A 26325-nucleotide genomic window follows, 5' to 3' on the forward strand; every position below is an offset into this window, starting at 1 on the left:
GCCGATCCGCCGCCCCCAGCGTCACGCGCTGCTGCGGCAATACTGGTCGAGAAACTGCTGATGCGCCGGCAACGCCGCTACCCGGGCCGCGATTCCGTCGTTCAGGTCGCGCAGCACGGCGGCCAGTTGCCCCGGCGGCATCATTTTCGCGAGCGGGTGATGGGCCGCCGGTTCCAGCCCCTGGCCCAGCATCACCTGCAACCACGATCCGACGCGGAACAGGTCGTCGGCCGATTGATAGGCATGCGCCCCTTGCGCGAACAGCGCGATGCGTTCCGCCAGCGTGTCGGGCGGCGCGATCTCGCGCCGTTCGCGCCAGAAGGGTTCGGGCCGCTGGTTCAGATGATAGTGCAGCAGCACGAAATCGCGCACCGCTTCGATCTCGCGGCGCGACTGTTCATTGAAGCGCGCCCGTGCCGCTTCGCCCGGATGGCCGAACGGCAGCAGCTGGACGAGGCGGGTGAGCGCGATCATGACCATATGGATACTGGTTGATTCGAGCGGTTCGACGAACCCGCTCGAAAGGCTGATCGCCACGCAATTGCGTTCCCATGTCGTCAACCGCCGCCCGGTGCGGAACCGGATCAACCGCGGCTCGGTCAGGGTCTGCCCCTCGACCGACGCCAGCAGCCGGTCGCGTGCGGCATCGTCGCTCAAATGGCGCGAGCTGTAGACCAGCCCGTTGCCGACCCGGTGCTGGAGCGGGATCTGCCAGCGCCAGCCGGCGTCATGGGCGATGGCGCGGGTATAGGGCGGCGCGGGGCCGGTCGCGACCGTCTGCACCGCCAGCGCGCGATCGGTCGGCAGCCAATGGCCCCAATCCTCGAACCCTACGCCCAGCGTCTGTTCGATCAGCAGCGCGTGGAACCCGGTGCAGTCGAGGAACAGGTCGCCCGCGACGCGCCGTCCGTCGTCCAGCACAAGCGCGGCGATGTCGCCGCTCTCGCCCACGCGTTCGACACGGGCGATCCTGCCCTCGACCCGGGTCAGCCCCTGCGCCTCGCTGCGGGTGCGCAAATAGGCCGCGTAGCGGCCGGCATCGAAATGATAGGCATAGTTAAGCGGCGCGTCCGGCCCGGTCGCGAACCGTCCCGCCTCGGCCGCCTCGTGTTCGAGGCAATAGGCACCGATCGGCCCCGCCACGCCCTGCGCCCGTGCCTCCAGCCAGAAATGCTGGAAATCGCCCATCCACGTCGATCGCCCGACCTCGCCGAACGAGTGGAGGTAACGGTCGCCTGCGCGCGCCCAGTTTTCGAACGCGATGCCCAGTTTGAAGCTGGCCCCGGTCGCGCCCATGAAGTCGGCTTCGTCGAGGCCGAGCAGCGCGTGGAACGAACGGATGGTCGGGATCGTCGCTTCGCCGACGCCGACCGTACCGATGTCTTCGGACTCGACCAGCGTCACCTCGACCAGCGACGACAGCTGCCGGGTCAGCAGCGCGGCGGCGAGCCAGCCGGCGGTGCCGCCGCCCGCGATCACGATCCGCATGCGCGTCATCGGTTCAGCCTTTGCAACAGGCGCGCGCGCAACCGGCGGGCGGCGGCTTCGTCGAGCGGGGCGAGGTCGCCCTGGATCGCGGCGGGCAGATGCGCGCGGGCTTCCTCGCCGCCGCTCCACACATAATGGTCGAACATCGCCGCCCATGCGGCGCGCTCCGCCGCCGGGCGGTCCCGCAGCGACAGCAGCGCGTGTAGCAGGGTCGTCATCGGGCTGTCGGCATACGCCGGGGCGTCGTTCCACCAGTAATTTATCATGGCGTTGAACGGCGAGAGCGCCTCGACATTATGCCACCATAAAGCCGGGTAGAAGAGGACGTCGCCCGGCTCCAGCTCCGCGACCTGCGCATGCGCCATCGCCTCGGCAAAGCGGGGAAAACGGTCGTGATCGGGCGCGCGCAGATCGACCATGCTCACCACCTGTCCGCCGGGCGTCGGTTCGAGCGGGCCTGGATAGAGGTTCGCGACCTGATCGGGCGGGAACAGGGTGAAGCGTCGCCGTCCGACCATGCACGCGGCAAGGTTGTTCGACATGTCGTAATGCGTCGCGGCGGTCGTGCGGTTGCCGATCCAGATGCTGACCATCGGCGTGGGCGTCCCGGCGGGCCATGGCAGGTCGTTCTCGCCGCGCAGTCCGGGGAGGTACAGGTCGAGATCGGTCGACCCGACATAGATGGCGGGGGCGGCGGGATCGTCGAGTCCGTCGACGATGCGGTCGAGACAGGCGGTCAGCCCGACCCGGTCCGCATCGAAATTAAACCCGCTGCAATCGTCGCGGTAGAAGAACCGCCCGCCCATCGCCGCATCGCCGGTAAAGGCGACGACCGGCCGCCCGCTGTCGAACCGCTTGAGGTAGGCGATGGCGGCGTCCGGGCCGTCGCGCCCCGCCGCGACCAGCGGCCAGCCGGCGGCAAGGCCGCGCAGCACCACCGGTTCGTTCGCCGCGACCAGCGCCGCCGGCGACCAGCCGCCCGTGCGCGCCGCCTCGATCGACCGGACGACGCGCGGGTGGGTCATGCGGCGTGCCGCCGTTGCCGCCGTTCGATCAGCCGCGGGATATTGTCGAGCGACGCCGACGCCATGAATGCGGCGCGCAGCGCACCGCTACGATGCAGCGTCGCCAGCGTGTCGGCATCCAGCGCATCGAGCCGGTCGTCGGCGATGACGAGGATGTCGGCGATGGCACAGGTCTGGCCGTCACCCAGATCGACGTCGATCGTGGTCGGGCGCAGCAATCCGGCTGCCTCCCATGCGGCAAAGAGCGGGGCGTTGATCGCCTGCCCCTCACGAATGACGCTCAGCACCGCCTCGACATGCGCGAGATAGGGCGCGGTGCCGCCATGGCGCAGATAGAGCGGCTCGCCCGAACCGTCGCGCCGCACGCGCGGGTCGTCGAGGTTGATGCGCACGCCTTCGCCCGCCGGATCGGGCGCGAACGGTCCGCGCTGGCGGACGGCGGGAATATAGCTTGCCGGCCAGCCGCCATCGGAACCGAGGAACAGATTGTCGTCCGGGTCGAGCCCGAGCAGCGCGACGGCATAGACGCCGCCGCGATCGTCGCGCCGGAACAGGATCGGATAGTCGCGCTGTGCCGCCTCGAACTCGTTGGGGAACAGCAGCACCTGATTCACCGCGTCGCCATGCGCGGCGTCGTGCACCACCGCGACGGTCAGGTCATGATGGTCGACATTGTTGAGCAACACGGGGTTGGGCATCGCGATCCTTGGGGCAGGGTGCCGCCATGGTATGAAGAAGGGGTTGCAAAGAAAAGAGCCGTTCGGCGGTCCGAACGGCCCTTTCCAGTCACTTGACCGCGATCAGAAGCGGTAGCGGGCACCGAGCAGGAAGCGCGGCTTCAGTTCCTGCGCGAACACCAGCGCGTTGCGATCGCGTCCATATTGCACCAGCGGCTCGCTGGTCAGGTTCACGCCCTCGATCGACAGCGCCATGCGGTCGTTCAGGTCGTAGCTGATGTTGAAGTCGAGCGTACCGAACGGCGCGACGAACAACGGGTTGCGGCTGTCGCCCTGGTTGGTCGCGGCAAGGAACTTGTCGCGCCAGTTGTACGACACGCGCGCCGACAGCCCGCTCTTGTCATAGATGATCGAGCCGTTGGCGCTGTCGCCAAGCCCCGTCAGCGCGAACACGTTGACGCTGGGGTCGGCGGCGATATCGGCATTCACGTCGCCATACACCTTCGTGTACGACGCCTGCACGCCGAAGCCGGTGTTGCCGAAGAAGTGCTGCCCGGCCAGTTCGAAGCCGTAGATATGGCCGTCGCGGTTGTTGACCGGCTGCGACACTGCGAAGTCGTAGAGCGGGTCCTGTCCATTGGCGAAGATGTCGACCGATTGCAGGATGCTGTTGACGTAATCCTGGTTCAGCGCGCCCGCCGCGTTCCGGTTCGCCTGGAAATTGGCGTCGGCCTGAGCGGTGTTGCCGCCATTCTGGCTGAGCAGCGCGGTGTAGGTGAACAGGTTGACGTCGCTGAGGTCGGCACCCAGCGCACGCAGCCGGTCGGCCGCAGTGCCCGATCGCGTGCCCGCTGCACCCGACGACGGATCGCGCAGGTCGAACAGGCTGCGGTTGAAGACGCCGGTCCCGATGAAGTTGCGCACCCGCTTGTCGAAGAAGCCGAGCGAGACATAGCTCGACGGCTTGTAATACCATTCGACCGAGACATCGAAGTTATCGGATACCAGCGGCAGCAACCCGGCATTGCCCGAGTTACCGGTGGGACGACCGCCCAGTGCCACCGGCCGCGACGGCGCGCCCGCCGTGGTCGATGCGAACAGGTTGCCGTAATCGGCGCGGGCGAGCGTGCGGCTGGCCGATGCGCGGGCGACGACATTGTCGAGCACCTCGATGTTGAAATCGACCGCCGGCAGCAGGTTGGTATAGCTGCCACGTTGCGACACGGTCGACGCGGACGACGAGATGACCGACGAGAAGTCGTTGTCGGCATCCCATTTGATCGCCGACGGGATCGCCTGCAATGCAGTCGAGCGGACCTTCGTCTCCTCGTAGCGGGTGCCGAACACCAGGTTGGCGGTGCGCCCGGCAATCTCGCCCTTCCACGTGATCTGGCCGTACACGCCCCAGATCTTTTCGCCGACGCTGTCGAAATCATTGGCGGTCGTGTTGATCGGGTTTGCGGCGTAGAAGTTCGAGAACAGGTCGTTCAACACGACCGCGTTGCCGCGGAACGCGGTGCGCTTCACGTCCGCCGGGCTGAACGTGTCGAACTTGCAGTCGAGGCAGAAGGTCTTGACGACGTTCGACGCCAGCCGTTGCACGATGCCCGGATCGGTGATGCCCCAGTCGCCCAGCTGCTGCTGCGTCTGCACCCGCGCGCTGGTCATCTGCGAATCGGTATAGGTGCCGCCGAAATCGAACCGGCTGCCGCCGCCCAGATCCCAGCCGAGATCGGCGCGACCGCCATTGATCCGCTGCCGCTGCGTCGCGGTGTTGGTGCGCGAAATCTGCGTGCCGAGATCGCCGATGTCGAGGACGCCGTTGCCGTTGCCGTTGATCGTATCGTTGATCGTCTGCGTCACCCGCGGGAAGCCGGTGCTGTAGTCGATCGCCTGGCTGCTGATGACCGGCGCGCCGAGCGACACCAGCGTCACCGACGTGCCGTTGGCGGCATCCGGCGTCGACTTCGACACGGCATGATAGCCATCGAGGTTCAGCGTCAGATTGTCGGTCATCTCCCACTTGCCGTTCAGGCCGTAGGACTGAAGCTGGGTCTTGGTCGCGCGGAACTGCTGTTCGAACCCCTGATCCTTCACGCCGTTGATCGATTCCGAGATGAATTCGGGCGTGGCGATCACGTCGTTGCCGTTGAAGCGGATCTGGCCGAACGGGCGGTTGAACCAGTTGGTCTGCTCGCTGCGCTGCTCCTCCAGCCGGTTCTGCGCGAACAGCGCGTCGGCGGTGAAGGTCAGCCGGTCGGTCGGGGCGAGTTGCAGCACCGCCTGCCCGTTGATGCGCTCACGCTTGTTTTCGGAGAACTGGTAGCGGCTGTCGTTCGGGATCAGCGCGAACGGGGTGGTCGGCCGGTTCTCGATCTGCGTCTGCCCGTTCACATACGGGCCGGCGGGATTGAGGACGCTGGCGGTCGGCACCACGGTGAAATAATTGGGTGCGCTCTGTGCCGAGGTGCTGTCGCGGCGCTGGTAGCTGCCGAACACCGATAGGCCGATGCTGCGCGAGTCGTTGCGCCAGCTCAGCAGGCCCGACACTTCGGGGAGGACGCGGCCACCTTCGCCGGCCATGGTGCTGACATCGTGCAGCGCCTTCACGCCGAACGATCCGGTGACGCCGGTTTCGCGCGAATCGAGCGGCTTGCGGGTGACGACGTTGATCGCCGCGCCGATGCCGCCCGAAGGGATGGCGGCGCGGCCCGTCTTGTAGACCTCCAGCGCCGACACGCCTTCGGAGGCGAGATTCTGGAAATCGAACGAGCGGCCGGTGCCGCGCGCGAAATCGCCTGCGCCGCTGGTGTCGACGTTCGAGGCGGGCAGCTGACGCCCGTTCAGCGTGACGAGGTTGAACCCGCCGGAGAAGCCGCGGACCGAGACCTGCGAGCCTTCGCCGTTCACGCGGTTGATCGACACGCCCGTGATGCGCTGCAGCGACTCGGCAAGGTTCGTGTCAGGGAACTTGCCGATATCCTCGGCCGAAATCGCATCGACGACGCCCGCCGAATTGCGCTTGATATCGATCGCGCGGTTCAGCGACGCGCGGATGCCGGTAACGACGATCTCGCCGCCGTCTTCCTGCACGGGGTCCTGACCGGTCGGCTGGGCAACGCTGCCCGCAGTACCTTCGGTCGCGCCCGGCTGGGCATTGGTGGCGGTGTCGGTGGTCTGCGCGGCGGCGATGCCCGGTGCGGCGAACAATGCGGCGAGCGCAATGGTCGAGGACGTGCGCGCGAGCGTGCGAAGAAGGTGGCCCTTCATGCGGAATCTCCCCTAAATGGTTCTGACGGTTCGATCCGTCCATCATTCTCGCCGGATGATCCGGCTGTGGTAACGCTACCAACCTGTCCAGCGTTGTCAATGCGCGAACGGTACGATTCGCTGCCGGTAAGATATTATCTTGTATCCATTTATCGTCGAAACCGGGGTGCCGGGTACGGCGCGAACGGCGCATTTTCGATGTTAACCGTAAGTTATCGCCTCATCGCTACTACCCATGGATCGATACGACAGCGCGTCCGTGCGGAAGCGTTTCGGGGGAGCAGGTTGACGATGAGATGGTTCAGCAAGGACGCACCGATCCGCACGAAATTCCTCGTCATGGGGATCGTCTACGTCATCCTGATGTGCGTCCCGTTCGTCACGACCGTGCTGGCCGTCAATGACACGCTGTCCGAACCGATGCTGCTGGGGATCACCGGGGCGACCGTCATCGTCGCCATCCTGCTCGGCGTCCTGTTCCGCAACATGGTCTGCGGACCCTATGTCGGCACGGTCGAACGGATGGAGGGGGTGGCGCGGGGCGACCTGACGTCGCCGATCAGCTACGCGGACCATCGGGATTGTGTCGGCCGCATGTCGCGGGCGATGGAGGTCTTCCGCGAAAACGGCCGGGTGGTGAAGGAAGCCGCCGCGGCGCAGCAGCAGGTCGTCGGTTCGCTGGGGCAGGGGCTGTCGCGTCTGGCCGCCAGCGACGTCACCTATCGCATCGAACAGAGCTTCCCGTCGGATTACGAACGCCTCCGCATCGATTTCAACGCGGCGATGGACGCGGTGTCCGAAGTATTGTCGGCCGTGCGCGACGCGACCAGCGGCATCAACAACGGTGCCAACGACATTCGTCAGGCCTCCGACGACCTGTCGCAGCGCACCGAGCAACAGGCCGCCAGCCTCGAAGAGACCGCTGCGGCGATGGACCAGATCACCAGCACGGTGAAGGAAACCGCCTCCGGTGCCAGCCGGGCCAACATGGTCGTCATCGAAACCCGTGACGAAGCCGAACAGTCGGGGGATGTCGTCCGCCGCGCGGTGGAGGCGATGAACGGCATCGAGCGCGCCTCGGGCGAAATCGGCGACATCATCAGCGTGATCGACGGGATCGCGTTCCAGACGAACCTGCTGGCGCTCAACGCCGGCGTCGAAGCGGCGCGGGCCGGCGATGCGGGCAAGGGCTTTGCCGTCGTCGCCAGCGAAGTCCGGGCGCTTGCCCAGCGGTCGGCCGATGCGGCCAAGGACGTGAAGTCCAAGATCACCGCATCGTCCGAACAGGTCGCCATGGGCGTCGAACTGGTCAGCGAGACCGGCAAGGCGCTGCAACGGATCATCAACCGCATCGGTGAGATCAGCACGCTGGTCGGCACCATCGCCACTTCGGCCGATCAGCAGGCGACCGGCCTGCAGCAGGTCAACACCGCCGTCGGCGAGATGGACGGCGTGACGCAGCAGAATGCGGCGATGGTCGAACAGGCGAACGCCGCCGCCCGCACCCTTGCCGAAGAGGCGCAGGAGCTTGCGCGACAAGTCGCCCGCTTCACGGTCGACAGCGGCAACTACCGCGGCGGCATGGGCGGGGGCGGCCATGTCCAGCAGATGCCGACCGCGGTCCACCGCCTGCAAGCGCGCGCCGCGCAGGTCGGTCGCGAGATCGCCCGCGGATCGCGCAAGAAGGTCGCTGCCGGCGGCGGTGGCGGAGCCGCTGCGGCTGCACCGGTCGTCAACGAAGACGACTGGTCCGAATTCTGATCGCTCCGGTGACCCACGTCTTTCCCGAACAGGATTTTCCGATGCCCATCGCCCTTGCTCCCGTGCTCGATACCGCCGCCGCCGCTCCGCTTCGGCTGGCGATGCGCACCGCGATCGACGCCGGTCAGTCGATCACCCTCGACGCATCGCCGGTCGAGCGGATCGGTCAGGCCTGTCTACAGGTCCTTGCCGCCACCGAAGCGGCGGCGGACCTTGCCGGTCTCGACTTCCGCGTCGTCGGTGCCAGCCCCGCCTTTGCCGACATGGCCACGCTGGCCGCGCTCGACACCCTTCTCGCCGCCTGATTTCGGAGCGAACCCATGGACCTCGACGCAATCCAGCAGATCTTCTTTCAGGAGTGCGAGGAAGGTCTCGCCGCGATGGAAGGCAATTTCGCATCGCTGCGCGACGGCGACCGCGATTCGGAGACGATCAACGCGGTCTTCCGCTGCGTGCATTCGATCAAGGGCGGGGCGGGCGCGTTCGGGCACGAACGGTTGCAGGCCTATACCCACCAATATGAAACGCTGCTCGACCTGATCCGCAACGGCACGCTGGAACTGACCTCGCCGCTGCTCGACGTGGTCATGGGCGCGTTCGACATGCTGGCCGACCATGTCGCCGCGGCCCGCGATGGCGGCACGCCGCCGTCCGATGCGGCGATGCTCGACCGGCTGTCGGCGGCGGCGGGCGGCGGCGCGGCGCATGGCGGTTCGGCCAAGGCGGCGGCCCCTGCTGCGGCGGTACCAGCCCCCGCGATCTCCGACGATTTCGACGATCTTATGTCGATGCTGGGCGATGTCGACCCGTCCGAAGAGGGTGCCGATGCCGATGACGGCTGGCGGCTGCGCTACGAACCGGGTGCCAAGGCGTTCGAACATGGTGCCGAACCGCTGCTGCTGCTGCGCGAACTGACGTTGCTGGGTGGCAAGGTGACGCTGTGCGATCGCAGCGCGCTGCCGGGTCTCGACGCGCTCGATCCCGAAACCGGCTATCTGGCGTGGGACGTGGCGTTGCCCGCCAGCGTCGCCGAAGACGATATCCGCGCGGTCTTCGAATTTTCGGACAGCAACGCGATCACGCTCGGCAAGGGTGTGCCGGAAGCGTCGATCATGGACGATGTCGATTCGCTGTTCGACCTGCTCGACTCGGTCGCCGAACCGGTAGCGGCGGTCGAGGAGCCGGTCGCTCCGCCGCCCGCACCGCCCGCGCCTGCGCCTGCGCCTGCACCTGCCGCGCCGGCACCTGTTGCGGTCGCGCCGGCCCCGGCCGACGAGAAGGCCGCGCCGCGCGCCGCGGCGGCCGTTGCCCCGGCGGCGCAGACGATCCGCGTCGACCTCGACAAGCTCGACCGGCTGGTCAACCTGGTCGGCGAACTGGTCATCACCCAGGCGATGCTCGCCCAGCGCCTTGCGGAAAACGCGATGGGCGGGATTTCCGAGCTCAACGACCTCGAACATCTGACGCGCGAATTACAGGAATCGACGATGGCGATCCGCGCGCAGCCGATGAAGACGGTGTTCAGCCGCGTACCGCGGATCGTTCGCGAACTGGAGGGCGAGACCGGCAAGCGCGTCCGCCTCGAGGTCGATGGCGAGATGACCGAGGTCGACAAGACCGTCGTCGAACGCATCGGCGAGCCGCTGACCCACCTGATCCGCAATGCCGTCGACCATGGCCTCGAGATGCCCGACGTGCGCGTCGCCGCCGGCAAGCCGGCCGAAGGCGTCGTCCGCCTGTCGGCCGCGCACCAGTCGGGCCGGATCGTCATCACCGTCGCCGACGACGGACAGGGCATCAACCGGGCGCGGGTGAAGGCCAAGGCGATCGAGAAGGGCATCATCCTGCCCGATGCGGCGCTGACCGACGAAGAGATTGACAATCTGATCTTCGCGCCCGGCTTCTCGACTGCGGCGGCAATCACCAACGTCTCCGGCCGGGGCGTCGGCATGGACGTGGTGCGCAAAAACATACAGGCGCTGGGCGGGCGCATCGGCATCCAGTCGCGCGAAGGCTTCGGGTCGAGCTTCTCGCTCAGCCTGCCGCTGACGCTGGCGGTGCTGGACGGCATGATCGTGACGGTCGGCGAACAGACGTTCGTCATCCCGCTCGGCCATATCGTCGAAAGCCTGCGGCCGACCGACCTGACGCTCAACCGGCTGGGGCCGGAGGGGACGCTGCTCGACGTGCGCGGTTCCTATGTGCCGGTACTGCGCATCGCCGATCATCTCGGCATCGCCGGCGCGCAGCGCAACGCGACCGATGCGGTGCTGATCGTGGTCGAGGGCGATCATGGACAGGCCGCGCTGCTGGTCGACTCGATCCAGGATCAGCGGCAGGTCGTCGTAAAGAGCCTCGAGGCAAATTACCAGGCGATCGACGGCGTGGCGGGGGCGACGATCCTCGGCGACGGGCGCGTCGCGCTGATCGCCGATGTCGATGCCCTGACCTCGCGCAGCCGTTTCGCCAACCGCGCGCCGGCGGCCATCGCCGCATGAGCGCCGCCGCCGCCCTCGACAACGGTCGGACGCGGGAGTTCGACTTCCAGCCCGCCGACCACCGCGCGATCGCCGCGCTGGTGTATCAGGAGGTCGGCATCCTGTTGCCCGACGGCAAGGCGCAGCTGGTCTATGGCCGGATCGCGCCGCGGGTTCGCGCCTCCGGTCTGTCGAGCTTTGCCGACTATGTCGCATTCATCGGCCGCGACGCCGAAGAGCGCGCCCGCGCGGTGGATGCGCTGACCACCAACCACACCAGCTTCTTTCGCGAAAATCATCATTTCGAGGATTTCGTCGATCGCATCTGGCCGGGGCTGGTCGACCGGCTGAACAAGGGGGGCCGTGTCCGCCTGTGGTCGGCGGCATGTTCGAGCGGCGAGGAACCCTATTCGTGGCTGATGGCAGCGTTCGGCGCCGACCGCAGCCTCGCGCAGCGACTGCTGAAGGCCGATCTGCGGATGCTGGCGACCGACGTGTCACCCAGCGTCCTCGAAAAGGCGCGGGCCGGGCAGTATTCGAAGGAAACGATGCGCACCGTGCCCGCCGCACTGCGCAGCGCATGGGCCCGGGGGGAGGGCGACGATCTGATCGTCGACCCGCTATTGCGCGACGCGATCGCGTTCCGGCCGCTCAACCTGCTCGGCGACTGGCCGATCAAGGGGCGGTTCGACACGATCTTCTGTCGCAATGTGATGATCTATTTCGACGAACCGACCAAGGAAAAGCTCCTGGCCCGGCTCGCCGACCGACTGGAGGTGGGGGGGATGCTGTACATTGGTCATTCGGAGCGGTTGCTCGGCGCGGTAATCGACAAATTCCGTCCGATCGGTCGCACCGCCTATCAGAAGGTGGCGGCATGACCGTCCGCGCGCTGATCGTCGACGATTCCTATTCGATGCAGGCGATCATCCGTCGCAAGCTGCAGGCCGATCCGGCGATCGAGGTCGTCGGCACCGCCGCCAGCGCCGACGAGGCACGGGCCCAGATCAAGGCGCTCGACCCCGATGTCGTGACGCTCGACATCGAGATGCCGGGCATGAGCGGCCTCGACTTTCTCGACCGGCTGATGCGGCTGCGCCCGACGCCGGTGGTGATGCTGTCGACTCTGACCGCGCAAGGTGCCGAGGCCAGCCTGACCGCGCTGGAGCGGGGGGCGTTCGACTGTTTCGACAAGAACCGGCTGATGGCGCACAACGATCATAGCGGGTTGGACCTCGCCGATCTGGTTCGTGCCGCGTCGCAGACGCGTCCGGCCGCGCGCGTCGCGCCGGTGGCCCCGGTGGTCCACGAACGCGCGACCTATACGCCGCGTCCCGGATCGATGATCGCGATCGGCGCATCGACCGGCGGCGTCGAGGCGCTGATCGAACTGCTGTCGGCATTTCCCGCCAATTGCCCGCCGACGATGATCGTGCAGCACATGCCCGCGACCTTCACGCCCAGTTTCGCCGCCCGGCTCAACCGGCTGTGCGCGCCGAGCGTCGAGGAAGCGCGGCCGGGCGCGGTGCTGGGCGTCGGCAAGATCTATCTCGCGCCGGGTGGCGAGCGTCACATGGAACTGGCGGGCACCGGCGACCGGCGGCACTGCCGCCTGCTCGAAGGGGACAAGGTCAACGGCCACCGCCCGTCGGTCGACCGGTTGTTCCATTCGGTCGCGCGTCTTGCCGGACGCGACGCCACCGCCGCGATCCTGACCGGCATGGGCAGCGACGGCGCGGAGGGGATGAAGGCGATGCGAACCGCCGGCGCGAAGACCTTCGGTCAGGACAAGGCGACCAGCGTCGTGTACGGCATGCCCGCGATCGCGTGGCAGATTGGCGGCGTCGCCGAACAATTGCCGCTGCGCCGCATCGCCGGACGGCTGCTCGCCGAATGTGCGCTGTGAACGCCCTGTCCGCCCGCGACGGTATGCGCCGGATCACCGTGGCGCAGGGCGAGACGCAGGTCAGCCGCGAACCCGATGTCGTGCTGACCACGGTGCTGGGCAGCTGCGTCGCGGCCTGCTTCTACGATCCGGTCGCACAGATCGGCGGCATCAACCATTATCTGCTGGCCGATGGCACGGCGTCGGACCAGGCATCGATGCAACGCTACGGCGTTTACGCGATGGAAGTACTTATCAACGCAATGTTGACCATGGGTGCCGCAAGATCGCGTTTGCGCGCACGAATCTTCGGCGGTGCAACGATGCGGGAAGGATTTCGTGATATCGGAGGTGCCAACATCGCCTTTGCCCGCACCTTCCTGCGCAACGAGCGGATCGCGCTGGTCGGCGAGGATGTCGGGGGCACGCGGGCACGCCGCGTCGAGTTTCGCGCGGCGGTCGGACTGGCCCGGTGCCGGTCGGTCGTCGATGCGGCACCGCCGGTGATCGTGGTCCGCAAGCCACCACCGCCCCCCGCCGCCGTCGGCGACGTGGAATTTTTTTGATGACTGATTTCGTACCGAGGGAGCCTACCGTGGCAAAGACGATCCTGACCGTCGATGATTCGCCCAGCATGCGGATGTTGCTGCGGGTGGCGTTGACCGACCTGGGCTATAGCGTGATCGAGGCGGAGGACGGCGTCCATGCGCTCGAAAAGCTCGACGGCGTACAGCCCGACCTGCTGATCACCGACATCAACATGCCGCGCATGGACGGTTTCGGCCTGATCGCCGAAGTGCGCGGGCAGGGGCGTCGCAGCCTGCCGATCCTGGTGCTGACCACCGAAAGCTCGGACGAAAAGAAGCAGCGCGCCCGCGATGCCGGCGCGACCGGCTGGATCGTCAAGCCGTTCCACCCCGAAAAGCTCGCGGCCGCCATCCGCCGCGTGCTGCACTGACCCGTTTTCCGCCCGAGGATTAGAGCATGTCCCGCCAACTTATCACCTTTCAGCTGGGCGACCAGATTCTGGGCGTCGACATCATGGCGATCCGCGAGATCCGCGCATGGTCGCCGGCGACGCCGCTGCCCAACGTGCCGCCCTATGTCCGCGGTGTCGTGAACCTGCGCGGCGTCGTGCTGCCGGTGTTCGACCTGCGCCACCGGCTGAACTGGGGCATGACCGATCCGTCGGCGCGCCACGTCATCATCGTCGTGCGCATCGGCGAACAGCTGCAGGGCATCATCGTCGATGCGGTCAACGACATCGTGTCGATTCATCCCGATGCGATGCAGCCGATCCCCGACATGGGCGACACCGAAGCCTCGCGCTTCCTCGAAGGGTTGGCGACGATCGACAATCGCATGATCCTGGTGCTGGCGCTCGACCGTCTGGTCGACCAGCCGGTCGCCGAAGCCGCCTGAAGTACCGCGTAATCTTTTTGGGACACTGACATCATGGCTGCAAGCACCAAGGTTCTCGTCGTCGACGACTCGTTGACCATGCGGGCGCTCATTTCGGGAGCGCTGGAACGGATTCCGGGTGTGGAGGTCGTTGGCCTTGCGGATGGTGCTGCCGAAGCACGGTCGATGGTCGCGTCGCTGAAACCGCACGTCATCACGCTCGACGTCGAAATGCCGGGGATGAGCGGCATCGAATATCTGGCAGAGATCATGGAATCGAAGCCGATGCCGGTCATCATGTTCTCGACCCGCACCACCGACGGCGCGGGCGAGACGATCGAGGCACTGCGGCTGGGGGCGATCGACTGCCTGCCCAAGCCGCGCGTCGCGGCCCCGGCCGAACTGAACGCGATCATCGCCAAGCTGGGCAAGCGCATCAAGTCGGCCCGCAATGCGCCGATGAAGAGTAAGGGTCCGGCGGCCAAGGCGGCGGCACCGATCGACTGGAACGGTCGCCTGATCGTGCTGGGCGGTGATGCGTCGAGCACCGCGTCGATGTTCGGCATGTTCGGTGCCTTTCCCGCCAACTGCCCGCCGACGATCGTCGTGCAGCATCTGGGGCCGGGTCTGGTCGATGGCATGGTCGAAAAGCTCGGGACGCAGGTCGCACCGAAGGTCGTCGTCGCGCAGGACGGGATGAAGATCGAGCAGGGCACCATCTATTTCGCGCCACAGGGCGACCATCACGTCGTCGTCGACGCATGGCCGTCGGGCAAATTGCGCTTGCTGGCGCGCGATCCGGTAGCGGGCGAGCGTCCGTCGATCTCGCTGCTGTTCGCCGCCGCTGCCAAGGCGGCGGGGGCCAATGCGGTCGGCGTGCTGATGATCGACGGCAGCGAAGACGGCGGCGGCGGTCTGAAGGCGATGCTGGGTGCGGGCAGCTATGCCTTTTCCCCGGCGGAGGGCGGCGGCGGCCACACGCTGGCGCGGGGCATGGTCACGCAGCCGGTCGCGCCCGACGCGCTGACCGCCAGCGTCCTGAAACTGTGCTCGAAATGAACGCGCCCGCGACCTTTCCGCAGCCGATCCCGATGGGCGGCGCACTGGCCGAAGAACTGGTGCGCGCCTCGCGGATGCTGGGCGACCTCGCCTTCGAACTCGGCAGCGACGAAGCGACGTTGCGCCGGCATTTGACCGGATTGCAATCGATCGATCACGTCACGCAGATCCTGCTCAACCTCGCCAGCGTGCTGCGCGGTGGCGACGGGCAGGATCAGTTGTCCGAAGTTACGCTGGAGGACATGCTGGCGCGGCTACGCTGCCACGCCGCCTGACCCGCCCGCGCGGGCGACCGACTTTATCCCGGATAGCGCAGCGCCAGCGGCAGGAAACACAGCGCCGCCCCGGCCGCGACCCATGCCAGACCGGGCAGGTTCCGCGTCGCGCGGCCCCCGCCGGCATAGGCGAGCGTCCCGTCCGATACCCAGATCAGCTTGAGGAAGCCGATCGTCATCACGATATTGCCGATCGGAATCGCGACGAAGGCGGCGATGTCGACCATCATCAATGCGGGTAATTGCTGACCGCGGACAATGCCGCCTTCAGTCGGTCGCGCTCGTCGCGATAGGTCCGCGCCGCGCGGTCGATCTGATTGAATCGGCGATCGGCGTCGAGCAACGCGTCATTCAGACGCTGACGACGAATAAACGGCCACTGCATAGGTCCTCTCCCGATACGACGTCGATATGGGGGCAGCGGAAGGTGCCGGACGGGATGCGATTCCCGCGCAGGTCAGCCGTGGCGATGCCCGAACGGACCGCTAGGCCAACGACTCATTAAGCCGTTACTATAGCTTTCTTATGTATGGACGGCGTCCAGTGCCCGGCTACGCATGGTCCGGGCGCACGGGCCGTGCCGCGGCGCGTTCGTGGGAGTGAGCCTGCCGCTATGCCGTCCTATCCGATCACCGCCGACCTCGCCTCGCGCGGACTGAAGCTGTCGCTGACCCGGCAGGAACTCGCCTCGACCGCGACCGTCATCCTCGTCCTCGCGCTGGTCGGCAATCTGGTCGCCGCCCATTATGACGAGGTCACCGCCGCGCTGGTGTTCATGCTGGGCGTCACCGTCGCCGGGGCGGTCGGCGGCCTGTCCAGTGCGCTGATCGCGGCGGTTGCGGCGTTCCTGATCTTCAATTTCTTCATTACCCAGCCTGCTTTCTCGTTCCGGCTGGGGACGGAACGCGATCTCGCGCCGCTGTTCATCTTCAACCTGTGCGCGATCGTGACCGGCATCCTCGCCGGGCGGTTGCGCGACCGCTCGGAACTGGCGCGGCTGGGCAATGCCCGGCTGACCAACCTGCTGCGGCTCAGTCGGGCGCTGCAATCGGCCGGGCGGGTCGTCGATATCACCGCCGCGCTGGCCCGCGTCGCCGAACCGATCCTCAACGCACGCCTGACGATCTTCCGGCTAAGGCCGGGCGGTCTCGATCGCGTCGGTCCGGACGAGACCCTGTGCGCGATCGACGATGTGATCGCCGCGTTGCTCGCCAGCGACGAGGGCATTCTGATCGACCGTCCGCTGGTGGCGTTCCGGCTGGACGGCAGCGAAGGGGCGATCGGCGTCCTGTTGCTCGAGGAAACCGGCGGCGGCCCCATGGACCTGACCCTGCTCAAGACCTTTGGCGGCAGCGTCTCGGTCGCGTTCGAACGCGCCATCCTGTCGGAACAGAATGCCGAACGCCGCGCGACCGTTCGGGCCGAGGAGTTGAAGACCGCGTTGCTCAATTCGGTCAGCCACGATTTCCGCACGCCGCTGACCGCGATCAGCGCGTCGGCGTCGAGCCTGCTGATCTACCGCGACAAGCTGGATGCCGTCACGTTCGAACAGTTTCTGCGCCAGATCGTCGACGATTGCGAACGGCTCAATCGCTATACGGCGAACCTGCTCGAAATGAGCAAGCTGGAGGTCGGCGACGACCCGGCATCGTTGCAGACGCTGGGCGTCGCCGAGATGATCGGCGTCGCCATCCAGCGCGTGCGCCCGCGCGCCGGCAACCGCCGGTTCGAAACGGTCGGCATGGACCCGCGACTGGTCGTGTCGGCGAACCCGGCCTTGTTCGAACTGGTGCTCATCAACGTGCTCGACAACGCGATCCTCTATGGTCCCGATGGCACCCGCATCGTGCTGAGCGCCGAGGATCTGGGCGATCGCTGCCGGATCGGCATCGCCGACGAGGGTTGCGGTATTCCGGAGGACGACCTAGTCCGCGTGTTCGAGCGTTTCTACCGGGTGCGGCGGAGCGAGGCGTCGCCCCGCGGCAGCGGCCTGGGACTGGCGATCGCCAAGGGCTTCGTCGAGGCGCTGGGCGGATCGATCGCGGCGCAGACGCCGGGCGTGGCGAACGGAGGCACGAAGATCGTTATCGAACTGCCGATCGCCAGAGGAATGCCCGCGACTTGACCCGCATCCTCATCGTTGATGACGAACCGTCGCTGGTCGCCGTGCTGGAGCCGACGTTGCGTGCGGCGGGGTATGAGGTGGCGACCGCCTGCGACGGCAATTCCGCTGTAGAGGCGGTACGACGGACCGACCCCGAACTGATCCTCCTCGACCTCGGCCTGCCCGACATGGACGGGAAGGACGTGATCGGCGCGGTGCGCGCGATCAGCGCGGCATCGGTCATCGTGATCTCGGCGCGGCATCAGGAAAGCGAAAAGATCGGGGCGCTGGACGAGGGGGCCGACGACTATGTCAACAAACCCTTCGAGATCGGCGAACTGACCGCGCGCATCCGCGCGGCGGTGCGGCGGCGTGCCAGCGTACGCGTGAAGCCCAGGACCTATCATAGCGGCCCGCTGGCGATCGACTTCGACGCCCGGTCTGTCCGGATCGAAGACGAACCGATCCGATTGTCGCGCAAGGAATTCGACCTGTTGCAGGCGCTGGCGATGAGCGCCGGACAGGTCGTCACGCACAAGCGGCTGCTCGAGGTCGGCTGGGGATCGCCATCGGCGGACAGCCAGTATCTGCGCGTCTATATCGGCTATCTGCGGCAGAAGCTGGAGGAGGATTCGACCGATCCCCGGCTGATCCTGACCGAACCCGGCGTCGGGTACCGGCTTGCGCCACCGCGCTAGGCTTGTCCGCCCAGGCGGGGAATTAGGGATGGTGGTGCCCCGTGCAGGAATCGAACCCGCGTCTCTTCGTTACAAAGGAAGCCGTTTACCATTAACGTAACGGGGCACTTCCTCGCGCTCTGTACCAAGCGGCGTGCGTCAGCACAACGGCGGGCGGGGCGGGATATTCGACCCGCTCGTCGCGACGCTACCCGCCTCACCGCACCCCGAACGTCCACCCCTCCGTCCGCGCGACCTGCGCCGTCAGCCCGGCCGGCGTCCACAACCCGGCATCGCCCGCGACCGTTCGCAACCATGCCGCGCTCAGCAGCGCGTCGGTGGCGTGATCGTCGTAGCGGGCGATCGGGACGTGTGTGGCGCTGCCCAGCGCCGCCAGCGCCGCATCCAGCGATGCGGCATCGCGCAACTTGCTCAATCCCTTGCGCACCCCCGCCGCCCGCGCCGCGATGGTCGTGTAGATTTCGACGATCACCGGCCCGGTATCGGGCAGCGGATCGAACGGCCAGACCGGGATCGCGCCGCGCAACCGGTGCAGCACCCGCATGCCGGTCAGGCTCGACTTCCCCACCTGCGCCGCGCCGACGAGATTGAAACAGCTGGTCGGCGACAGCCCGGCGAGCAACTGCCGTTCCTCGCACACCCGCAACCGTCCGCGGCCCACCCCGAACAGGTCGCCGCACGCGCGCTGCCGCCGAAAGTGCCGCGAGAGTTCCGCATCGGCGACCACCGATGATGCCGCCAGAAACGGATCGTCCGCCGCCATCGTGTCGACCATCGCCCATAGCGCCCGCGCATCGGGCGGCGACGCGTTCCAGCCCGGAAAATAGGTATCCCGGTCGACGAACGGCAGTGCCGGCGACAGGTCCAGCCCGATCAGGGTGTCGGCTCGCGCAGCCGCCAGCCCGACCAGCCAGTCGAGCACCGCGCCCCGCGACCATCCGCCCTTGCGCACGACCAGTTCGGGACCGGCGTCACCGACCTCGGCGACCGCCAGCCCCTTCGGGTGCGCGACCGCCTGTCCCGACCAGTCGATTGCTGCGAACCGGGTGAAGTGCCGGGTCAGGGCCGCTCGCCCTACGCCTTGCGCTGGGCGATCGTCGCCCGGTCCCACCATGCCCGGCGCAGCAGCGTCGCGATGCGATCGCCGGCATCGGTCCCGTAGCGCACCAGCACCGCCGGCCAGCCACGATAATGGTCGGTCTGCCAGAAGGTCGCCGGATCGGTCTCGATCAGCATGTCCTTCTCGCCTTCGGCGACATGCAGCACGAAGCTGTAGAGCCCGGGTGCGGTCGTGCCGGCGAGCGTCTTGTTCCTGAAACGCAGCGCCGGCTGTCCACAGCTGCTGCCCGGCTCGACGCCCGGCAGAGCGCAGCCGATCGCCACGACGTCGGTCCAGTCCCTCATGACTGACGCCGTTCGTCCCACCACGCCATGCGTTCGGTGATCCGCTGTTCGAAGCCACGCCCGGTCGGTTCGTAGAAGCGTTTCGGCGTCATCTCCTCCGGCCAGTACTTAGCGCCCGAAAATCCGTCGGCCTGATCGTGGTCATAGGCATAGTCCTTGCCATAGCCGATATCCTTCATCAGCCGGGTCGGCGCGTTCAGGATGGATGGAGGCGGCATCAGCGATCCCGTCTCGCGCGCGCTGGCGAAGGCCGCTTTCTGCGCCTTGTACGCCGCGTTCGATTTGGGCGCGGTGGCGAGGTAGAGGCAGGCCTGCACGATCGCCAGTTCGCCTTCGGGACTGCCGAGAAAGTCATAGGCATCCTTGGCGGCGAGGCATTGCACCAGCGCCTGCGGATCGGCGAGGCCGATATCCTCGCTGGCGAACCGCGTCAGCCGGCGCAGGACATAGAGCGGTTCCTCACCCGCCGTCAGCATCCGCGCCATGTAATAGAGCGCTGCCTGCGGGTCCGATCCGCGCAGCGATTTGTGCAGTGCCGAGATCAGATTGTAATGCCCCTCGCGATCTTTGTCGTAGACCGCGACGCGCCGTTGCAGCAGCGCCGACAGCCCGGCGGGGTCGAGCGGTTCGGGCAGTTGAATCGAAAACAATGTCTCCGCCTGATTGAGCAGGAAGCGCCCGTCGCCATCGGCGCTCGCCACCAGTGCCGCCCGCGCGGCATCGGTCAGGGGCAGGGGGCGTTCCTCCGTCGTCTCGGCGCGGGTCAGCAATTCGTTGAGTGCAGCAGCGTCGAGCCGGTGCAGGATCAGCACCTGTGCCCGGCTGAGCAACGCCGCGTTCAGTTCGAACGACGGATTCTCGGTCGTCGCCCCGACCAGCGTGACCGTGCCATCCTCGACATAGGGCAGGAAACCATCCTGCTGCGCGCGGTTGAAGCGATGAATCTCGTCCACGAACAACAGCGTGCGTTTGCCGATCCGCCCATGGTCGCGTGCCTCGGCGAACACCTTCTTCAGGTCGGCGACGCCCGAGAACACCGCCGAAATCTGGGAATAGCGCAGGCCTACCGCATCGGCCAGCAGGCGGGCGATCGTCGTCTTGCCGGTGCCGGGCGGACCCCACAGGATCATCGACGACAGCTTGCCCGCCGCGACCATGCGCCCGATCGCGCCATCCGCGCCGGTCAGATGATCCTGCCCAACCACCTCCGCCAGCGTTTTCGGGCGCAACCGGTCGGCGAGCGGTCCGCCGGTCGGCGTCTCGGGCGGGGGCGGAGCGAAGTCGGCGAAAAGGTCGGCCATGCGGACAATATAGGGTGCGCGAAAAAAGCCGAAAGCCGATCTTGCGGACGATCGTTTCAGATATATCTTAGTGTTTAAGATATATCGGAGAATGAAGATGCAATTTGGAATGGGATATGATTCATGGACCGGCGGGCCGGGCATGGGCGGGCGTGGTCGACATGGTGGTCCGCGCGGACCGCGCGGGCGGGTGCTGGGCGGTGACGAACTGAAGCTGGTCCTGCTGGCACTGATCGCCGAAACGCCGCGTCACGGGTACGACCTGATCCGCGCGATCGAGGGCAAGACCGGCGGTGCCTATGCGCCCAGCCCCGGCGTCGTCTATCCGACGTTGACGCTGTTGACCGACATGGGACTGATCGACGAGCAGGCGAGCGAGGGGACGCGCAAGCGGTTCGCGGTGACGGAAGCCGGCACCGCGCAATTGACGACCGATGCGGCGCAGGTCGGCGAACTGTTCGAACGGCTCGCGGCACTGGGCGAACATCGCGCCCGCACCGATGCCGGTCCGATCCACCGCGCCCGTGCAAATCTGCGCACCGCGATCCATCATCGGCTGGCGGCGGCGGACGTCGACACCGAAACCCTCCACCGCGTCGCCGCCATCCTCGACGAAGCCGCGCAAAAGGTCGAACGCCTGTGACCACCCACACCGCCACCGCGATCGTCGCGACCGCCCATGCCAGCCGGTATCTGCAACAGCTTTGCAAACATTGGCAGCACAACCTGACCGTCGCGTTCGACGCGCATCACGGCACGGTCGTGTTCCCCCGCGACGCGCGCGGGGCCGACCATCCCGGCGATGCGCTGGTGACGTTCGACGCTGCCGACGATGCGTTGACCGTCCGCATCGATGCGACCTCGACCGAGCAATTGACAGGGCTGGAGGGTGCCGTTGCCCGCCACCTCGATCGCTTCGCCTTTCGCGAAGCGCCGCTCGGCTTCGACTGGCGATGAGGCGCGGCGCGGCTTCGTGCGTTCGGGTCCGATGACCGATTCGATCGATACCCTGCGCCAGCAGATGGAGGCCGCCGCCGCCGCGATGGATTTCGAAACAGCCTCGCGGCTGCGCGACCGGATCAACCTGTTGCGCGGCGGTGCGCAGGCGGACGCGGCGACCGCCGCCGACACGACCGGCCTGACCCGTCAGCAACCGGGCGCGATGGGTCTGGGTACCAGCCGCCAGCGCGTCGATCCGCCCGCCGGCTGGAAACCGCCGAAAAAGCCCGATCCGATGGTGACCCGGAAACGATAGCGTTCGTAGCGATGTGCATCGAACCAAAGCCCGGACACGGCGTTGGGACTGCGATGAAGCGATATGTTGTATCTTCGCGCGATCCGGAGCATAAGGCGGCGATGCGCAGTTCCACCGCCCGATCCTGGTTGCACGAAGGTCGCCTCGACCGCGCCGGCATCGTATTATCGGCGCTGTGCGCGGTGCATTGCGTCACGACGATCGCGATCATGGCGCTGCTCGCCTCGGTCGGCGGCGCGTTGCTGCATCCTGCGATCCACGAACTCGGTCTCGCCTTCGCGGTGCTGCTCGGCATCGTCGCACTGGGCGCAGGTTATCTGCGTCACGGCCAGCGTCTGCCGACCGCGATCGGCGGTGTCGGGCTCGCAGTGATGGCGCTGGCATTGACCCTGCCGCACGGGGTGCCCGAAGCGATCGCGACGCTGAGCGGTGTCGCGCTGCTGGCGTATGGTCATCATCTGAACCGCCGCGCTGGCTGCTGACCGGCTTGCCGCCAATGGCGTGGGCGCTTATCTCACCGCGATGGCGCATGAGCATCACGATCATCACGGCCCCGCGTGGAGCAAGGCTGCCGAAGTCGCGCTGACCCGCGCCGGCGAACAATGGACCGCGATGCGTGCGAGCATTTTCGATGTGCTCACCTCGTTCGACAAACCGGCTTCCGCCTATGACATTGCCGATGCCGTGTCGAAGGCGCAGGGGCGGCGGGTGGCCCCCAACAGCGTGTATCGCATCCTCGACCTGTTCGTGAACGCGAACCTTGCCCGCCGGGTCGAAAGCGCCAATGCCTATCTGGCGAACAGTCATCCCGATTGCATCCACGACTGCATCTTCCTCGTCTGCGACCGCTGCGGACAGACGACGCATATCGACGACGACCGGATCACCGGCAGCGTCCGCTCCGCCGCCAGCGGGGCCGGCTTCACGCCCGTCCGTCCGGTGATCGAGGTTCGGGGTACGTGCGCGGACTGTGCAGGAACGGTGCACGACTGACGCTTTCCCGAAGCATCGCCGCGCTTTGTCCGAACGGCGTGCCACGAACAATCGACACTGTGGCTGACCTGCGATAAGCAAGGATGATGGCCGATCCAATTAGCACGCCGCTGCTCGATACCGTTCAGACGCCCGCCGACCTTCGCAAGCTCTCCGCCGGCGATCTTCGGCAACTCGCCGATGAATTGCGACATGAAACCATCAGCGCGGTCGGGACGACCGGCGGTCATCTTGGATCCGGTCTCGGCGTCGTCGAACTGACCGTCGCGATCCATTATGTCTTCAATACCCCGGCCGACCGGCTCGTCTGGGACGTCGGCCATCAATGCTATCCGCACAAGATCCTGACCGGCCGTCGCGACCGCATCCGCACGCTGCGGCAGGGCGGGGGGCTGTCGGGCTTCACCAAGCGCTCGGAAAGCGAATACGACCCGTTCGGGGCGGCGCACAGCTCGACCTCGATCTCGGCCGCGCTCGGTTTTGCCGTCGCGAACAAGATCGCGGGCACGCCGGGCAAGGGCATCGCCGTGATCGGCGACGGCGCGATGTCGGCGGGCATGGCCTATGAGGCGATGAACAACGCCGAACAGGCCGGCAACCGTCTGGTCGTCATCCTCAACGACAACGACATGTCGATCGCGCCGCCGGTCGGTGGCCTGTCGGCCTATCTGTCGCGCATCGTGTCGAGCCGCGAGTTCCTCGGCATCCGCGAGACGTTGAAGAAGATCGCCCGCCGCCTGCCGCGCTCGCTGCACACCGCCGCGCGCAAGACCGACGAATTCGCCCGCGGCATGGCCACCGGCGGCACCTTGTTCGAGGAGCTGGGCTTTTACTATGTCGGCCCGATCGACGGTCACAATCTCGACCATCTGATCCCGGTCCTCGAAAATGTCCGCGATGCCGCCGAAGGGCCGATCCTGATCCATGTCGTGACCAAGAAGGGCAAGGGTTACGGCCCCGCCGAGGCTGCGGCCGACAAATATCACGGCGTGCAGAAATTCGACGTCATCACCGGCACGCAGGTGAAGGCCCCGGCCGGCCCGCCGCAATATCAGAACGTGTTCGGCGAAACGCTCAGCAAGCTGGCCGAGACCGACGACCGTATCTGCGCGATCACCGCCGCGATGCCGTCGGGCACCGGGCTCGACAAGTTTGCGAAGGGGCATTCAGGTCGGTTCTTCGACGTCGGTATCGCCGAACAACATGCGGTGACCTTCGCCGCCGGGCTGGCGGCGCAGGGGATGCGGCCGTTCTGCGCGATCTATTCGACCTTCCTGCAACGTGCGTACGATCAGGTCGTGCACGATGTCTGCATCCAGAATTTGCCGGTCCGTTTCGCGATCGATCGCGCCGGGCTGGTCGGGGCGGACGGCGCGACCCATGCCGGCAGCTTCGACGTGACCTATCTCGCCACCCTGCCGAACATGGTGGTGATGGCGGCGGCGGACGAGGCCGAACTGGTCCACATGACCTATACCGCCGCCGAATATGACGCCGGCCCGATCGCGGTTCGCTATCCGCGCGGCAACGGCGTCGGCGTCGCGCTGCCCGAAACCCCGCAGAAGCTGGAAATCGGCAAGGGGCGGCTGGTGCGCGAAGGGCACAAGGTCGCGATCCTGTCGCTCGGCACCCGGCTGGAAGAAGCGCTCAAGGCCGCCGACGCGCTGGAGGCGAAGGGGCTGTCGACGACCGTCGCCGACCTGCGCTTCGCCAAGCCGCTCGACGAAGCGATGATCCGCCGTCTGCTGACCACGCACGAGGTCGCGGTGACGGTCGAGGAGGGCGCGGTCGGCGGACTAGGCGCGCATGTGCTGACCTTCGCCAGCGATACCGGCCTGATCGACGCCGGCCTGAAGCTGCGCACGATGCGCCTGCCCGACAGCTTCCAGGATCAGAACAGCCCGCAGAAGCAATATGACGAAGCCGGCCTCAACGCGCCGCAGATCGTCGATACCGTGTTGCAGGCGCTGCGCTGGAACGAAAGCGGGGCCGCCGAAGTCCGCGCATGACCGGCCCGCAAAAGGCGGTCGCGATCATCGCGCTGGCGGTGATCGCGGTCGGTTGGTTCAACTGGCGGATGTGGCGGCGGTTCAGGCTGGCCAGCGCGGAGCGCGCCGGCTGGACGGTCGCGGATTTCGACGCGATGCTTGCGGGGGCAGGGGTATCACCGCTGGTCGCAGAGAAGGTGCGTGATCTGATCCAATCTTTTTATGGTAAAGGCGTGGCACCGCACCCTGACGACGATTTTCGTGCTTTTCTCGCCGTCGACGAAACGGAGATTGCCGATATCGCGGCGACGGGATGCGAGGAACTCGGGTTCGAACGGCCGGAAGCCGATGCTATTCCGCCGCTCCACGACCTTCGCGATTTGGCGCTATATCTTCAGTCAGTTGTCACCATGCATCGGTCGGCATAATTCCCTTTCGTTTTCACGATCGATGTCCGCATCAATCACGGCCGGCGATCGGCTGGGTCGAACGCCGGCCATGATCGGCGATCGAAGGGAGATTTCCGGCACGGATTTGCCGCTGCTACCCGACTGACGGTCGCCGAACCCTTTTCCCTTACCGCAAAAACTGCCCCTGAGCCGCGTCGGTCGCGTTGATCGCCAGCACCGAGCGCGCATCGCTGGGCAGGCGGATATGGCCATGCCCGTCGCCCGATGCCGAAATGACGCGTTCGAGCAATTCCTGGCCCTCTTCCCACCAGCCGATACCGCTGGCGGCGTTCAGATGCCCTTGCGCTCCGGCATCGATGAAATGGCTGCCCCAATCGGCGGCCATCGAATGCGCGCGTTCGATCGACACCCATGGGTCGTCTGTCGACGCCACGACGATCGACGGAAAGGGCAGCGAGAAGCGCGGCGTCGGCGCGAATCCCTGCAACTCCATCGGCGCGCCGTGCCGGTCGACATCCGCCGGCGCGACCAGCAATGCGCCAGCGACCGGCCAGCCATAAGGCTGTCCCGACAGTTGCGCCCACCATGCGACCGCAAGGCAGCCGAGCGAATGCGCCGCCAGCACCACCGGCGCCTGCGCCTGCCGGATCGCCTGATCCAGCTTCGTCACCCACGCATTGCGCAAAGGGCGCGACCATAAACCCAGTTCGACGCGCGCCGTGTCCGGTCGCGACTGTTCCCACAGGGTCTGCCAGTGCGACGGTCCGGAGCCATTCAATCCCGGCACGGTCAGCACCGTCGGCAGGGCGGTCGGGGGTGTCGAAAACTGCGCCATCGTCACGCTCCTGTACGGT

At 66.8% G+C, this 26325-nt stretch carries 29 protein-coding genes and 1 tRNA gene; 19 read left to right on the forward strand and 11 right to left on the reverse strand.

Annotated elements, in window-relative coordinates:
• Positions 1–21: 21 nt before the first annotated feature.
• From ASE70_RS00640 to ASE70_RS00655, 4 genes are all read right to left on the reverse strand, one after another.
• Positions 22–1497, reverse strand: a complete 1476-nt coding sequence (locus ASE70_RS00640) for a tryptophan halogenase family protein (RefSeq protein ID WP_056500319.1) — start codon at positions 1495–1497, stop codon at positions 22–24.
• On the reverse strand, positions 1494–2513 hold the full coding sequence (locus ASE70_RS00645; protein WP_056403227.1) for a cupin-like domain-containing protein: 1020 nt from the start codon (positions 2511–2513) through the stop codon (positions 1494–1496). The genes ASE70_RS00640 and ASE70_RS00645 overlap by 4 nt, the downstream gene beginning before the upstream one ends.
• The gene (locus ASE70_RS00650) at positions 2510–3211 is read right to left on the reverse strand and encodes a SapC family protein (protein ID WP_056403228.1); all 702 of its coding nucleotides are present in this window, start codon (positions 3209–3211) and stop codon (positions 2510–2512) included. The genes ASE70_RS00645 and ASE70_RS00650 overlap by 4 nt, the downstream gene beginning before the upstream one ends.
• 102 nt (positions 3212–3313) lie before the next feature.
• Positions 3314–6460 carry a TonB-dependent receptor gene (locus ASE70_RS00655; protein WP_056500320.1) on the reverse strand — a complete coding sequence of 1049 codons (3147 nt, stop codon included), beginning with the start codon at positions 6458–6460 and terminating at the stop codon, positions 3314–3316.
• A gap of 291 nt (positions 6461–6751) precedes the next feature.
• Between ASE70_RS00655 and ASE70_RS00660 the strand changes: the two genes are divergently transcribed.
• Genes ASE70_RS00660 through ASE70_RS00705 form a run of 10 tightly spaced genes read left to right on the forward strand, consistent with a single transcriptional unit; the run spans position 6752 to position 15318 of the window.
• Positions 6752–8221 carry a methyl-accepting chemotaxis protein gene (locus ASE70_RS00660; RefSeq protein ID WP_056500323.1) on the forward strand — a complete coding sequence of 490 codons (1470 nt, stop codon included), beginning with the start codon at positions 6752–6754 and terminating at the stop codon, positions 8219–8221.
• Positions 8222–8262: 41 nt separating this feature from the next.
• On the forward strand, positions 8263–8526 hold the full coding sequence (locus ASE70_RS00665; protein WP_156355882.1) for an STAS domain-containing protein: 264 nt from the start codon (positions 8263–8265) through the stop codon (positions 8524–8526).
• Between the two features lie 15 nt (positions 8527–8541).
• Positions 8542–10719, forward strand: a complete 2178-nt coding sequence (locus tag ASE70_RS00670; RefSeq protein ID WP_056500328.1) for a chemotaxis protein CheA — start codon at positions 8542–8544, stop codon at positions 10717–10719.
• A complete protein-coding gene (locus ASE70_RS00675; protein WP_056500331.1) occupies positions 10716–11579 on the forward strand; it encodes a CheR family methyltransferase in 864 nt (287 codons plus the stop codon). The genes ASE70_RS00670 and ASE70_RS00675 overlap by 4 nt, the downstream gene beginning before the upstream one ends.
• Positions 11576–12604, forward strand: a complete 1029-nt coding sequence (locus ASE70_RS00680) for a protein-glutamate methylesterase/protein-glutamine glutaminase (RefSeq protein ID WP_056500334.1) — start codon at positions 11576–11578, stop codon at positions 12602–12604. Before ASE70_RS00675 ends, ASE70_RS00680 begins: the two co-directional genes overlap by 4 nt.
• The gene (locus ASE70_RS00685; RefSeq protein ID WP_235512412.1) at positions 12592–13149 is read left to right on the forward strand and encodes a chemotaxis protein CheD; all 558 of its coding nucleotides are present in this window, start codon (positions 12592–12594) and stop codon (positions 13147–13149) included. The genes ASE70_RS00680 and ASE70_RS00685 overlap by 13 nt, the downstream gene beginning before the upstream one ends.
• Positions 13150–13178: 29 nt before the next feature.
• A complete protein-coding gene (locus tag ASE70_RS00690) occupies positions 13179–13541 on the forward strand; it encodes a response regulator (protein ID WP_055995337.1) in 363 nt (120 codons plus the stop codon).
• Between the two features lie 26 nt (positions 13542–13567).
• Entirely contained in the window at positions 13568–14005 is a 438-nt protein-coding gene (locus ASE70_RS00695) for a chemotaxis protein CheW (RefSeq protein ID WP_055995334.1), read from the forward strand.
• 33 nt (positions 14006–14038) lie between these two features.
• Complete coding sequence (locus ASE70_RS00700) at positions 14039–15043, forward strand: chemotaxis protein CheB (RefSeq protein ID WP_235512413.1); 1005 nt, start codon at positions 14039–14041, stop codon at positions 15041–15043.
• Positions 15040–15318 (forward strand): hypothetical protein, encoded by a 279-nt coding sequence (locus ASE70_RS00705; protein WP_056403252.1) that lies wholly within the window; start codon positions 15040–15042, stop codon positions 15316–15318. Before ASE70_RS00700 ends, ASE70_RS00705 begins: the two co-directional genes overlap by 4 nt.
• A 23-nt stretch (positions 15319–15341) precedes the next feature.
• On the opposite strand, the gene ASE70_RS00710 is transcribed toward ASE70_RS00705, so the two are convergent.
• Positions 15342–15548, reverse strand: a complete 207-nt coding sequence (locus ASE70_RS00710; protein ID WP_056500338.1) for a hypothetical protein — start codon at positions 15546–15548, stop codon at positions 15342–15344.
• Entirely contained in the window at positions 15548–15703 is a 156-nt protein-coding gene (locus ASE70_RS19440; protein ID WP_156347512.1) for a hypothetical protein, read from the reverse strand. Before ASE70_RS19440 ends, ASE70_RS00710 begins: the two co-directional genes overlap by 1 nt.
• Before the next feature lie 228 nt (positions 15704–15931).
• On the opposite strand from ASE70_RS19440, the gene ASE70_RS00715 reads away from it, so the two are divergent.
• The gene (locus ASE70_RS00715; RefSeq protein ID WP_056500342.1) at positions 15932–17443 is read left to right on the forward strand and encodes a sensor histidine kinase; all 1512 of its coding nucleotides are present in this window, start codon (positions 15932–15934) and stop codon (positions 17441–17443) included.
• On the forward strand, positions 17440–18120 hold the full coding sequence (locus ASE70_RS00720) for a response regulator transcription factor (protein WP_056500345.1): 681 nt from the start codon (positions 17440–17442) through the stop codon (positions 18118–18120). Before ASE70_RS00715 ends, ASE70_RS00720 begins: the two co-directional genes overlap by 4 nt.
• Before the next feature lie 32 nt (positions 18121–18152).
• Here ASE70_RS00720 and ASE70_RS00725 read toward each other — a convergent pair.
• From ASE70_RS00725 to ASE70_RS00740, 4 genes are all read right to left on the reverse strand, one after another.
• Positions 18153–18226, reverse strand: a tRNA-Thr gene (locus tag ASE70_RS00725).
• A 90-nt stretch (positions 18227–18316) separates the two neighbouring features.
• Entirely contained in the window at positions 18317–19234 is a 918-nt protein-coding gene (locus ASE70_RS00730) for a hypothetical protein (RefSeq protein WP_235519502.1), read from the reverse strand.
• Entirely contained in the window at positions 19195–19524 is a 330-nt protein-coding gene (locus ASE70_RS00735) for a hypothetical protein (RefSeq protein ID WP_056500349.1), read from the reverse strand. Before ASE70_RS00735 ends, ASE70_RS00730 begins: the two co-directional genes overlap by 40 nt.
• On the reverse strand, positions 19521–20825 hold the full coding sequence (locus ASE70_RS00740; protein WP_056500352.1) for a replication-associated recombination protein A: 1305 nt from the start codon (positions 20823–20825) through the stop codon (positions 19521–19523). Before ASE70_RS00740 ends, ASE70_RS00735 begins: the two co-directional genes overlap by 4 nt.
• Positions 20826–20916: 91 nt before the next feature.
• On the opposite strand from ASE70_RS00740, the gene ASE70_RS00745 reads away from it, so the two are divergent.
• From ASE70_RS00745 to ASE70_RS00775, 7 genes are all read left to right on the forward strand, one after another.
• Positions 20917–21468 (forward strand): PadR family transcriptional regulator, encoded by a 552-nt coding sequence (locus ASE70_RS00745; RefSeq protein ID WP_156355884.1) that lies wholly within the window; start codon positions 20917–20919, stop codon positions 21466–21468.
• On the forward strand, positions 21465–21782 hold the full coding sequence (locus tag ASE70_RS00750) for a DUF2218 domain-containing protein (RefSeq protein ID WP_056500356.1): 318 nt from the start codon (positions 21465–21467) through the stop codon (positions 21780–21782). Before ASE70_RS00745 ends, ASE70_RS00750 begins: the two co-directional genes overlap by 4 nt.
• Before the next feature lie 31 nt (positions 21783–21813).
• Positions 21814–22080, forward strand: a complete 267-nt coding sequence (locus ASE70_RS00755; protein ID WP_056500358.1) for a UvrB/UvrC motif-containing protein — start codon at positions 21814–21816, stop codon at positions 22078–22080.
• A 101-nt stretch (positions 22081–22181) separates the two neighbouring features.
• Positions 22182–22562 (forward strand): MerC domain-containing protein, encoded by a 381-nt coding sequence (locus tag ASE70_RS00760; protein ID WP_055997110.1) that lies wholly within the window; start codon positions 22182–22184, stop codon positions 22560–22562.
• Positions 22563–22602: 40 nt separating this feature from the next.
• Positions 22603–23073 carry a Fur family transcriptional regulator gene (locus ASE70_RS00765; protein ID WP_055995302.1) on the forward strand — a complete coding sequence of 157 codons (471 nt, stop codon included), beginning with the start codon at positions 22603–22605 and terminating at the stop codon, positions 23071–23073.
• An 86-nt stretch (positions 23074–23159) separates the two neighbouring features.
• Positions 23160–25082 carry a 1-deoxy-D-xylulose-5-phosphate synthase gene (gene dxs / locus ASE70_RS00770; RefSeq protein WP_056500800.1) on the forward strand — a complete coding sequence of 641 codons (1923 nt, stop codon included), beginning with the start codon at positions 23160–23162 and terminating at the stop codon, positions 25080–25082.
• Entirely contained in the window at positions 25079–25489 is a 411-nt protein-coding gene (locus ASE70_RS00775; RefSeq protein WP_056403283.1) for a hypothetical protein, read from the forward strand. Before dxs ends, ASE70_RS00775 begins: the two co-directional genes overlap by 4 nt.
• Positions 25490–25637: 148 nt before the next feature.
• Here the strand turns inward: ASE70_RS00775 and ASE70_RS00780 are convergent, their stop codons facing one another.
• Entirely contained in the window at positions 25638–26306 is a 669-nt protein-coding gene (locus ASE70_RS00780) for an RBBP9/YdeN family alpha/beta hydrolase (protein ID WP_056403286.1), read from the reverse strand.
• Between the last annotated feature and the right edge of the window lie 19 nt (positions 26307–26325).

It is taken from the genome of Sphingomonas sp. Leaf22 (genome assembly GCF_001421715.1).
Lineage (GTDB): Bacteria > Pseudomonadota > Alphaproteobacteria > Sphingomonadales > Sphingomonadaceae > Sphingomonas.